Origin of the sequence: Natronomonas sp., from assembly GCF_046710025.1 — an archaeon.
In the GTDB taxonomy this organism is placed as follows: Archaea; Halobacteriota; Halobacteria; order Halobacteriales; family Haloarculaceae; genus Natronomonas.
In genome coordinates, this window is record NZ_JBKEGK010000083.1 from 1 (window position 1) to 10,098 (window position 10,098).

12 protein-coding genes and 1 pseudogene are annotated in these 10,098 nt (G+C 65.2%); 8 read left to right on the plus strand and 5 right to left on the minus strand.

Annotated features, from left to right (window positions below; all coding sequences use genetic code 11):
- On the plus strand, window positions 1-252 hold a 252-nt coding region (locus tag ACI944_RS07395), incomplete at its 5' end, for a ribose-5-phosphate isomerase A (RefSeq protein ID WP_411718413.1).
- Between the two features lie 134 nt (window positions 253-386).
- Here ACI944_RS07395 and ACI944_RS07400 read toward each other — a convergent pair.
- Entirely contained in the window at window positions 387-554 is a 168-nt protein-coding gene (locus tag ACI944_RS07400; protein WP_015408075.1) for a hypothetical protein, read from the minus strand.
- 297 nt (window positions 555-851) lie between these two features.
- On the opposite strand from ACI944_RS07400, the gene larB reads away from it, so the two are divergent.
- Both larB and ACI944_RS07410 read left to right on the plus strand, forming a co-directional pair.
- Window positions 852-1,619: a nickel pincer cofactor biosynthesis protein LarB gene (gene larB / locus ACI944_RS07405; RefSeq protein WP_411718414.1), complete on the plus strand. Its 768-nt coding sequence runs from the start codon at window positions 852-854 to the stop codon at window positions 1,617-1,619.
- Between the two features lie 638 nt (window positions 1,620-2,257).
- Window positions 2,258-2,524, plus strand: coding sequence for a GIY-YIG nuclease family protein (locus tag ACI944_RS07410; RefSeq protein WP_411718415.1), 267 nt, complete (start codon window positions 2,258-2,260; stop codon window positions 2,522-2,524).
- A gap of 421 nt (window positions 2,525-2,945) precedes the next feature.
- Here the strand turns inward: ACI944_RS07410 and ACI944_RS07415 are convergent, their stop codons facing one another.
- The gene (locus ACI944_RS07415) at window positions 2,946-3,467 is read right to left on the minus strand and encodes an archaemetzincin family Zn-dependent metalloprotease (protein ID WP_411718416.1); all 522 of its coding nucleotides are present in this window, start codon (window positions 3,465-3,467) and stop codon (window positions 2,946-2,948) included.
- A gap of 39 nt (window positions 3,468-3,506) precedes the next feature.
- Between ACI944_RS07415 and ACI944_RS07420 the strand changes: the two genes are divergently transcribed.
- The 3 genes from ACI944_RS07420 to npdG all read left to right on the plus strand — a co-directional run bounded on the left by ACI944_RS07420 (window position 3,507) and on the right by npdG (window position 5,541).
- On the plus strand, window positions 3,507-3,884 hold the full coding sequence (locus tag ACI944_RS07420) for a UPF0146 family protein (protein WP_411718417.1): 378 nt from the start codon (window positions 3,507-3,509) through the stop codon (window positions 3,882-3,884).
- Between the two features lie 22 nt (window positions 3,885-3,906).
- Window positions 3,907-4,776, plus strand: coding sequence for a TIGR01548 family HAD-type hydrolase (locus ACI944_RS07425; RefSeq protein WP_411718418.1), 870 nt, complete (start codon window positions 3,907-3,909; stop codon window positions 4,774-4,776).
- A 96-nt stretch (window positions 4,777-4,872) separates the two neighbouring features.
- Window positions 4,873-5,541 carry an NADPH-dependent F420 reductase gene (npdG, locus tag ACI944_RS07430; RefSeq protein ID WP_411718419.1) on the plus strand — a complete coding sequence of 223 codons (669 nt, stop codon included), beginning with the start codon at window positions 4,873-4,875 and terminating at the stop codon, window positions 5,539-5,541.
- Window positions 5,542-5,573: 32 nt separating this feature from the next.
- On the opposite strand, the gene ACI944_RS07435 is transcribed toward npdG, so the two are convergent.
- Entirely contained in the window at window positions 5,574-6,623 is a 1,050-nt protein-coding gene (locus tag ACI944_RS07435) for a PrsW family intramembrane metalloprotease (protein WP_411718420.1), read from the minus strand.
- Window positions 6,624-6,780: 157 nt separating this feature from the next.
- Between ACI944_RS07435 and ACI944_RS07440 the strand changes: the two genes are divergently transcribed.
- Together ACI944_RS07440 and ACI944_RS07445 are read left to right on the plus strand one after the other, a co-directional pair.
- Window positions 6,781-7,155, plus strand: coding sequence for a hypothetical protein (locus ACI944_RS07440; RefSeq protein ID WP_411718421.1), 375 nt, complete (start codon window positions 6,781-6,783; stop codon window positions 7,153-7,155).
- Window positions 7,152-8,564, plus strand: coding sequence for a DUF402 domain-containing protein (locus tag ACI944_RS07445; RefSeq protein ID WP_411718422.1), 1,413 nt, complete (start codon window positions 7,152-7,154; stop codon window positions 8,562-8,564). Before ACI944_RS07440 ends, ACI944_RS07445 begins: the two co-directional genes overlap by 4 nt.
- Before the next feature lie 136 nt (window positions 8,565-8,700).
- Here the strand turns inward: ACI944_RS07445 and ACI944_RS07450 are convergent, their stop codons facing one another.
- Window positions 8,701-9,819, minus strand: a complete 1,119-nt coding sequence (locus tag ACI944_RS07450) for a molybdopterin-dependent oxidoreductase (protein ID WP_411718423.1) — start codon at window positions 9,817-9,819, stop codon at window positions 8,701-8,703.
- A gap of 3 nt (window positions 9,820-9,822) precedes the next feature.
- Window positions 9,823-10,098: pseudogene (locus tag ACI944_RS07455) on the minus strand (phosphoesterase); the annotation flags it as partial.

Below are 10,098 nucleotides of genomic sequence, written 5' to 3' on the forward strand. Positions count from 1 at the left end.
GAACGCCGGCTATCGGCGCTCGATGGCGACCCGACGCTTCGCGCGGCCGAGCGAAAGGATGGTCCCGTCGTGACTGACAACGGCAACCTCGTGATCGACTGTGCGTTCGGCTCGATCGACGATCCCGGATCGCTCGCCGCCGACCTCTCGGCCCTGCCGGGTGTTCTCGATCACGGGCTGTTCGTCGGCCTCGCCGACGCGGTGTACGTCGGCACTGATGACGGCGTCGACATCTACCGCCCCGGCGACTGAGCGGGGATCGATTTATTCCTGCTTATTATATTTTATCCTTCGATCTCGGCTGTACATCGTTTTTCAGCGGTTACGACAGTGGCGGCGCTGGCCGGTGCACGCTAATAAATATAGAAGCGTAGGAAGGGTCGGCCTTACAGGTCTCGCGGCTGGACCGTCTTCCGGTCGTTCTCCTCAGCACGGCGCGCGGCGTCCTCGAGCAGCTCCTCGACTTCGCCGTCGAGGGCGTCGTAGAAATCCGAAGCGACGTTCATATCATCGAGCGCTTCCTTCACAGCGGCTTTGACGATCAGGTCTGCCATACAGTCGGCGGTTTTGCCGGGTCACTTATATACTTTCCCAAAAGGATGCGGCATAGCAGCTTCTACCGCCCGTTTAGCGGGGACTCGGTCGCCCAATTTCGGTCCATCCTCTGGGATCGTTTATATATTTTCCTCGGATCGCCACTCGACATCGGATTCAGCGTAAATTTGCCTCTCGCTTTCACACCTGTCGTTTTACCCCGCGCTCGGTCGTCATCTCCCCGGCCGTCGCCATGCTCCTGTACACTCCTCAACCGGAGCCGACAGTTTCGTGTCTGTCGGCCCGAAGGTCATCCCATGCGCGATATTCTCGACGCCGTCGCCGATGGCGAACTCTCCGCCGCCGCCGCTGAAGCCGAACTCAACGGGTACGCCAGCACCGACGCGGGCCGATTCGACGCTGCCCGGACTGACCGAAGCGGGGTTCCCGAGGCGATCCTCGCCGACGGCAAGACGCCCCAAGAGACGGCGACGATGGCCGTCGCAGCGGTCGAGACAACCGGTAGCGCCCTCTTGACTCGCGTCACGTCCGCTGACGTGGAGGCGTGCCGGACCCGCATCAAGGAGCGGTTCCCCCATGCCGGGATTGACTACGACGAGCGCGCCCGGACGGTCGTCGTTCACGCCGATGGCTACGAACCCCCGGAGCTGTCGGCGACCGTGGCCGTCGTCACCGCGGGCACCTCGGATGCGGTCCCGGCCGGTGAGGCAGCGGCGGTGCTCGGGAAACTCGGCGCGACCGTCGACCGAATCGACGATGTCGGCGTCGCGGGGATCGCCCGCCTGTTCGACCGTCTTGAGGAGATCCGCGAGGCCGATGTCCTCGTCGTCGCCGCCGGACGCGAGGGCGCGCTCCCGACCGTGTTGGCGGGGCTGGTCGACGTCCCCCTAATCGGCCTTCCCGTATCGACGGGCTACGGCCACGGTGGCTCCGGGGAAGCCGCACTCGCCGGCATGTTGCAGTCGTGTGCCCCGATTCTGGTCGTTAATATCGACGCCGGCTTTGCCGCCGGTGCCCAGGCCGGCCTGATCGCCCGTTCCATCTCGGCTGCCCGTCGGGCGTGACGCCTCTCTCCGCCCTATGTTGCCCGCCCGTTCCTATCCGTCTGACACTCCTTTGAGGATCACCCTGACGCCGTCCCCACCGCTCACGCTTCTGACCCCGTCCGGCCGCACCAAGCACTTCAACCCCCCGAATCCGGACGTTTGGTACAGTATAACGAGGGTATTAGTGCCTCTAGGTCTTCTATATGCGTACAGACGAGGTGACCCCTCGTCGAGGACAGAATGCCAAACTGCGATCACTGCGATGCGCACGTCTCGGATCGATTCGCCAGGGTGTTCGCGGACGAGAACGGATACGTACGTGCGTGTCCGAACTGCTCGGCGAACGCCGGGATTGCCGAGGTATCGAGGGACCGCGCACACGATTAAGACCACAGACGCTACGTACACGAGTAGCGGCCACCGCGCCGCCAATGCCCCGATCATCCGGGATCGAACTGATCCCGTTTGCCGTAAATCCGCCCAGGTACACCGATCGGTTGAAAACGCTCCACAGCCCTGACAGAGCCGGTCCGTCTATCGGGTTCAGCGGAATCGATCGGCTACGTGCCCCCAGCGGACCCGGGTTACCGGTCAGGTTCCTCAGCCCTGCGCTCACTCCGCCGACCTTTTGAAGTGTCACGTCCGATCCTCACCTGATGTCATCGGACGGCGGCCACTACGTGTACGTCCTCGAGTGCGCCGACGACTCGTTTTATACCGGCTACACCACGGATGTCGAGCGGCGCGTCGCCGAACACGACGCCGGCGAAGGGGCGAAGTACACCCGCGGGCGGGCACCTGTGGCGTTGGTGTATACAGAGTCGTTCGGAAGCCGGTCGGCTGCGATGCGCCGCGAGCACGAGATAAAGACCTTTTCGCGGGCCCGCAAGGAGCGGCTGATTGGTGAGTGCTCCGAGGAGTGATCTTGACCGTCGCTCAGTAGAACGCCGGCACCCCCGTCCGCCGCAGCCGCCTCCGCGGGCCACACGCCTCCCCAACCGATTCACGTCACTCACGGGCGCGATGCGCCCGTTCGCGCGCTGTTCATCCCTCGCACGTGGGTCCTACGCCGGCCTTTCGCGGGCGGCTCGCGTTCGCTCGCCGCCCGCCTCGGGCACGGCTCCGAGCGCGCGCCACCGCACTCCAAGTACGAGCATAGCTAAAAACGGTGCCCGGAGATCGATACCAGCGTATAAACGAGTTCGTCTTAGCCGCCTTATTACCGGCGTCGCCCCGGCTGAATTATATCTGAAGTCGCCCTGGCTGAGTTCTACTTGAAATCGCCCTGGCTGAGTTATAACCGAACCCGCCGCGATCTGCGTATAAATAGGACTATCGAACCGGTCACAGCACGAGCCGCTGACAGCTACCACAGAGGTTCTCCTCCTTGACATCGACTTCCCGGACAGTCGGCGAGAAGTTCATCACGCACCGAGCGTTGTCGCAGTGTTCGAGTCCGAGCGTGTGGCCGATCTCGTGGACGACCTCCTTGCGGACCCGGTCAGAGAAGATGTCGTTCGCCGATCGCTCCGAGAAGCCGCCGTCTGAAGAGGTCTGGAGTCGATACGTGGAGATGACCGAACCGTTGCCTGAGAGGTACGCGAGACCGAAGACGTAGTTCCGTCGCCGGTAGTAGAGGTCGTGAGCGGTGATGCCGATGTTCTTTTCGCCGTTGCCCACCCGGCCGGCAAGTTCGATAAACTCCTCGGCACGGTACTGTTCGCGCCCGCCGTCGTAGGCACCCTCCGGAACGGGCTGGCTGTCATGGATAGTCACCTCGCAGTCATACACGGAGCGCAGCCCGCTAGAGGCTTCCCGCTTTACCGCTGCGGGGAGGTCGCCGACCGGCACGATATCGACGTGCATGGGAAAGCATTAGATACCGTTGCTGATAAACATCCCGACGTGAACACCGCGCTCGTCGACCGGTTGTGTCGGTACGACCACCTCGTCGAGGTTGGCGTCGGTGCCCGCCCGGCGGTCGCGGGCAGGTTGGCCAAACGGGGCTGTCGTGTCGCCGCGACCGACATCTACGATCGGTCCGTCCCCAGGCCCGTTCGGTTCGTTCGCGACGACGTGACGGACCCCGACCCGTCGGTCTACCGAGGGGCCGACGCGGTGTACGCGCTGAACTGCCCGCCGGAGCTTCAACGCCCCCTCGCCGACGTTGCCGAGGCGGCTGGCGCGGCCTGTCTGTTCACGACCCTCGGTGCCGATCCGGCGGTCGTTGACGCCGCTCCGGAAACCCTTTCGGGCGAGACGCTGTTCCGACTCAACACATGAACATACCGCTCGCATCCACATCATGAACGTCGACGCAGTCATTCTCGACATCGACGGCGTACTGATCGACGTCGCCGACTCCTACCGGCGTGCCATCGTCGAGTCCATCGAGTACGTCTACGGTGACACGATCGAGTACGGCCACATCCAACTGTTCAAGGACGCCGGCGGGTTCAACAACGACTGGGAACTGACGTACGCCGCCGCGCTGTACGTCCTCGCCCGCCGGCAGAAATCCGAACTGAGCATCGAAACGTACACCGGCCTGATCGCCGCCTCCGGGGGCGGGACGAGGGCCGCCGAGACGGCCATCGCCGACGAACTCGACCCGGCTGCCCGGGAGCAGGTGCTCGCCGAGTGGGACCGCGATCGGCTCCGGGACGTATTCCAGCAGCTCTATCTCGGCGGCGACCTCTATCGCCGCCTCGAAGGCGGCGAGCCGACCCCCGATCTCGACCGGCCGGGGTTCATCGACGACGAACCAGTGCTGCTCGACTCTGACACCCGCGACTGGCTTGAGGAGTGGCCCCTCGGCGTCATCACCGGTCGGCCGGCCGCCGAAGCCGACATCGCCCTCGACCGCGTCGGTCTCGACCTCCCCGACGAACACCGGTTCACGATGGACGACTGGGAGACCGGCAAACCCGACCCCGACGCGCTCTTTAGGCTTTCCGATCGCTTGGAGGCGGACCGTCCGGTGTTCGTCGGCGATACCCTCGACGACATCCGAACGGTCACGAACGCGACGGAGACGGACTCCTCCCGGACCTACCACAGCGTCGGCGTCCTTACCGGCGGGCTCTCAGGAGAGGAGGGCCGACGCAAGTACCGTAGCGCCGGCGCGGACGTCATCGTTGCGTCGATCAATGACCTCCCCGACCTGCTGAACTGAGGTGACAGCTTGCCGGGGTGCGGTGTGGTCCCCGCGCTCGGGGCAACCCTATCCGGTCACGCAATCGTTAACCATCGCTTACCCGACGTGTATCGTATGCGAATCGCATTTCTCGGCGGTACCGGTGACATTGGGGCTGGACTCGCGCTCCGATTCGGCCGCGATACGGATCACGAACTTCTTGTCGGCTCCCGCGACCCCGAAAAGGCGCGGGCGAGCGCCGACGAGTACGGGGCCGAACTCGAAGATCGTGGCCTCGACGCGACGATCAAGGGCTTCGAGAACGCGATGGCGGCCGACCGCGCCGACGTCGTCGTGCTGGCGGTCCCCGCGTATCACCTCGTCGACACGGTCGAGGCGGTCGCGGATCGTCTCGATCCCGACACCGTCCTCGTCTCGCCTGCCGTCGGCATGAAACGCGACGAGTCGGGCTTTCATTACAACCGCCCCGGGGCCGGCAGTGTCGCCGCCCTCGCGGCCGAGGCGAAACCCGACGACGTTCCGCTCGTCGGCGCCTTTCACAACCTCCCGGCGGGCGGCCTCGCGGACCTCGACCGCGCGTTCGAGTGGGACACGCTTGTCTTCGGGGACGATGCTGACGCCAAGTCGACGGTGATCGGTATCGCCGGCGAGGTCGATGGGCTCCGCCCGCTCGACATCGGTGGTCTCGGCAACGCCGCGGAGGTCGAGTCGGTCACGCCACTTTTGATCAACGTCGCGATGGAGAACGACGGCCTCCACGACCTCGGCGTGCAGTTCCGGTAGCCAGGCGATCTCCCGTCCGTTTTTGACCGGCTCTACTTCGTCTCGGCGTCGAACTCGACTACCTCCGAGTCGAAGCCGTCAGCTCCCTCTGGGGTGTCGTGGCTCCGCCTATAGGCCGTCTCGTATCGCTTGAGCTTCCGGTAGAGGATATAAAAGAACACGCCCTGATAGACGATGACAAACCCGAGGAACAACACGAGGACCGGGACGCCCGGAACGAGCAGGCTGACGATTCCCGGCACCAGTCCGACAAGGGTATTGTAGGTCGCGTGAATGAACGCCGCGATGAGAAGCCCCTTCGCGATGATCGGCCCGGCGTTCTCCCGGTTGAATTTTGCGAGGCCGAGGTAGTAGCCCGCAAACGACGAGTAAACGACGTGTCCCGGCCCTGCAAGCCCCCGAACCGCGGTGATCTGTCCGCCCGCCTCCAAGGTATCGGCGAACCCTTCGACGACCCCGATCCCGTTCGATATCAGGATCGACGCCGGCGTCTGGAGGTTCTGGGTGATATAAAGGACGTTCTCGATGGCGGCGAAGCCGAGCCCCGCGATGGCCCCATAGACCGCACCGTCGACGACCGAGTCGAACCGCGAATCGCGGTAGGGGTACAACCAGACCGCAAGCAGTTTGACCGACTCCTCAACGGGCCCTACGACGAGGTAAAAAAACAGAACGATCCCCAACAGGGGAAACACTTGCAGAAACCCGAACACGCTGTTAATGACCGCGGCAAAGCCGGCGAACAGCACCGAGAGAATAAAGGTGACGACGAGTAGCGACGGCGGCTCCTTCGTCGTGATGTCGGTCCGATAAATGTACAGCGCCAAGAGCCCGGCCGGGATGATCGAGAGCGCGGCCAGCGCGAGAATAAATGGGTCGTCGATAATCAGCCCGCCGGTGCCGCTCGCCACGAAGATGAGCATAAAAATCAGGACGCCGAGGCCGATCAGAACCCGCCGACCAGCCCGGACGACGCCACGGTGGGTCCGGATCGCCAGTCGATCGAGCGCCGTTCGTGGCTCCCAAGAGGCGATGTCGTAGAGGTCATCCTCGTCTGTCCGTGCGTCGACCGGGTCCTTCATACTCGAAGCTCTCGCGGCGAACCCCTAACTGTTTGGCTCGGTTGTTACGGCTCGACCCACGCCCGCGGTGGTCGCGCTGTCCCGCCCGAGTCCCCGACGACTGTCTTCCCCGAGCCAAAGGCGGGACGCTTTCGTTCCCCGGTCACGAACACCCCTCATGCACTTCGACCAGCGCACCCAGGCGGCGCTTCGGGAGTTCGGCCTCGACACCCAGGAGATCGCCGAGATCTCCGACTCGGTCATCGATCGGGTCGCCGCCGACGCCGAACGGATCGAGCAGTTCCTCTCGGGGACCGAGACGGTGTACTCCGACATGGACCTCGCCCACTCGAGCGCCGAGTTCCCCGAACACGGCCTCGAATACGTCGATCTCTACACGCACGGCGCCGACCTCCGCGGCTACGTCGCCTTCGATGGCTGGGGAGCTTACGTCGAGGACGGCCGCGTCCTCTCGAAATCGGTCGTCGAGTTGACTCTCGGGCCGACGGTTCACGACCGGGTTCGTCTTGCCACCGATCTCGACGCGTTATGAGCGCGAACGTCCGGATCCGCGGGATCTATACGACGGCGCTCACCGAGCTGCTTCGGGAGGAATACGACGTTGTTGCCGCCTCGCCGCCGATACGCGAGCGGTTCGGCGAGCCCTTCGAGGTTGACGTTGCTGACGCGACAGTCCGGACGACCGGCGACCGCGAGGGTGTCAGCGTCGAGGGCGCGGACGCCGCCGTTTCGGAACTGCGCGACCGACTCGGGGCCGTCGCTCGCGACGCGCTCGCGTGGGGTGCCCGCACACCGGCCGGTGCGGTATTCCGCGGCGAGGTGAGCGACACCCTCGGATCGGGTGCGGTCGTCGACCTGGGCTCGGTCGACGGCGAGTCGGTTTCGGGGTTTCTCCCTTACGACCGGATTGAGGGCTACGTCGACGAGGGCGATACCTACCGCCTGCAGGTCGCCTCGGCGGAACCGCCCTGGAGCGATGATCGGCCGACGCTCGCCCGCGCGCTGCGGATTCCGGGCAGCCTTCTCGAACTCCGGCGTGGCGACGGTGGAGCGATGACCGAGACCGCGCGGCTGGCCGATATTCTCCCCGTTGACCCGATCGACGGGTGGACCCCGCGGTGGTCGGCGTCGGCCGACGACGCTTCCCTCGACTCGATGGCGGCCGCGCTTGAACGCGCCAACGACCGCGCCGAGGGGCTGATGGCGGCGATCGCTGCGGCCGACGACGAAGAGATAGGACGGATCGCCGCCCCTGCCTCTGGCGCGTGGGTATGGTTCGGTCGCGAGAGCCGATTCGAACTCGATTCGGTCCGCCGTCGGGTCGAGACCACGATGGCCGGCCACCACCGAACAAAGGCCGCAACGGAGGCTGCGAGCTCGGCTGTCGACTTTGTCGAGGCGCTCTGTGGCCCCGACGCGGAAAGCGGGGACGACGCTGATGTCGACTTCCCGTTCGATGTGGTCACCCGACAGTTCGGGCCCCAACCGGGCGATTCGGTCGCTATCCGACACGGGAAACCCGCCGGCCGGACGATCACGCTCGGCCGCGGCGAGGTCACGGAGCGCGACCCAACGGGCTCTATCACCGTCGAGCGCGAGATGTCGGGCGGCGGCACGTACGACGCCATCGGCGTCGACAGGGTGGCCGGCGATGTCGCTACCACCACGTTTGTCGAGGGCCGCTGGTGGTACGCGACGGTTTATAAGAGTGCCGAGGGTAAGCGCCGCGGCACATACGTCAACGTCTGTACGCCCGTCGAGATCTTCCCGCGAGCGGTCCGCTATGTCGACCTCCACGTTGACGTGGTCAAAGGGCCCGAAGGCGGCGTCGAACGCGTTGACGACGACGAACTCAACGCTGCCGTTGCGGCCGGACGAGTCCCCGAGACACTCGCTGATCGCGCCCGCGAGGTCGCCGCCTCCATCGAGAACGTGTTATAACCGGCGGCAGGAGCCTCGAACACATTACCCGTGTAACTTCAGCCCGACGGAAACGACGTACATGTACGCCTGGAGGTGCCGGGGATGCTGTCGTAATCTGTTCCGTCTTATCGGTCTTCCTTCGTGCGTCCATCTCTCAGTCGAATCCGCTTACGAGCGTGACGACCCACTGTGCCGGGTCGGGGTTGGCCCGTACGTCGACCCGATCGACCCACTTCACCCACTGGAACCCCCGTCGTCCCGGGGCAACGAGACGCACGGGCGCGCCGTGGCCATGTGAGAGACGCTCGCCGCCGACGTGGGTCGCAAGCAGTGCGTCGCGAGCCTCCTCAATCGGTAGCGACCACCGGTAGCCGGTGACCGAGACGAACCGGACGTACGCCGCTGGCTCCGCCACTCCGGCGGTTTCGAGGAGCGCACCGACCCGGACGCCGCTCCACTCCTGAATCGTGTACCAGCCGCTCGTGCAGTCCAAGAGCGCCTCCTCGGTCGCCACCGGCGTGTCATCTCCGAGGGCATCGACTCCAAGCGAGAGCGGCGTTTCGATCCGGCCCTCGACAGAGACCGTGTGCGTCGTCGGATCGACCGGCTCGGGATCGTCGGCGACCCACATCGTCACCGGAAACGAGCCGTTTCCCCTACCGTCGTCGTCCCCCTCTCCTCCGGCAGGCTTCGAGCCGGTGAACCGCCGATCGGCTCCGGGAAGGTTTGCGGCACGAACGGCGATATCGTCGAGCCGAGCGGCGACTCCGCCGGCCGCGAGCAACCCGACGTATTTCAACGCCGTCCGCCGCTCGGCGATATCCCGCCGCCGTGGGAGCCGAAACCGCGTGCGCATGTGAGCGAAGACCAGTGGGAGCAGCAGCAGGCCGAGTCCGACGTGGACCGCGAGCAGCGGCCAGACGGCGACCCATCTAAGCCCGACGACGCCCCAAACGATCCCGCTCGCGAGGACGGCCGTTGCGACCACTCCCGTCGCGACCGACAGCGCGGTTGAGCGCTGCCACCGATCGGGGTCAGTCAGCCGCCGCCGCACGCGGGCGAGTTTACAAACCAGCAGGGGGACGAGGACCACGCCGGCGACGCGGTGGCCCCACACCCACAGCCACCCGAACCCGTCCGGCCGGCCGACGGTGAATGAATAAAGCCCCGACCCGGCCGAGAGGAGAACAACGGCAAGGATCGACCAGTCGACCGTCCGCGGCGGCGGCGCGTACCTGTTTATTCGATCCCCGAGTCCGGACATACATGCGATCGACTACTCTATCTCGTCTTCGAGTTCGATGTCGGCGCTCTCGATCTCGAGGTCAACCTCGCCGTTTCCGTTCCCCGCGGCGAGTTCCTCGATGCTATCGATACCGAGCAACTCCCGCGTTTCACCGTCGAACTCGAGCGAGTCAAGCTCCGCCCCGTCCGCCGCCGCGTCGCTGCCGGTGAGGTGTTTGCCGTACCGGCTCAAAAGCGAGGTCATCTCTTGGGGCAGCACGAACGTCGTCGACTCGCCCTTGCCGATCTCCTCTAAGGTCTCCATCCC

What these genes read in the sequence shown, in the direction of transcription:
- ACI944_RS07400 (WP_015408075.1), bottom strand. Translation starts at nt 554, where the DNA reads ATGGCAGACCTGATCGTCAAAGCCGCTGTGAAGGAAGCGCTCGATGAT.
- larB (WP_411718414.1), top strand. Translation starts at nt 852, where the DNA reads ATGCGCGATATTCTCGACGCCGTCGCCGATGGCGAACTCTCCGCCGCC.
- ACI944_RS07410 (WP_411718415.1), top strand. Translation starts at nt 2,258, where the DNA reads ATGTCATCGGACGGCGGCCACTACGTGTACGTCCTCGAGTGCGCCGAC.
- ACI944_RS07415 (WP_411718416.1), bottom strand. Translation starts at nt 3,467, where the DNA reads ATGCACGTCGATATCGTGCCGGTCGGCGACCTCCCCGCAGCGGTAAAG.
- ACI944_RS07425 (WP_411718418.1), top strand. Translation starts at nt 3,907, where the DNA reads ATGAACGTCGACGCAGTCATTCTCGACATCGACGGCGTACTGATCGAC.
- npdG (WP_411718419.1), top strand. Translation starts at nt 4,873, where the DNA reads ATGCGAATCGCATTTCTCGGCGGTACCGGTGACATTGGGGCTGGACTC.
- ACI944_RS07435 (WP_411718420.1), bottom strand. Translation starts at nt 6,623, where the DNA reads ATGAAGGACCCGGTCGACGCACGGACAGACGAGGATGACCTCTACGAC.
- ACI944_RS07440 (WP_411718421.1), top strand. Translation starts at nt 6,781, where the DNA reads ATGCACTTCGACCAGCGCACCCAGGCGGCGCTTCGGGAGTTCGGCCTC.
- ACI944_RS07445 (WP_411718422.1), top strand. Translation starts at nt 7,152, where the DNA reads ATGAGCGCGAACGTCCGGATCCGCGGGATCTATACGACGGCGCTCACC.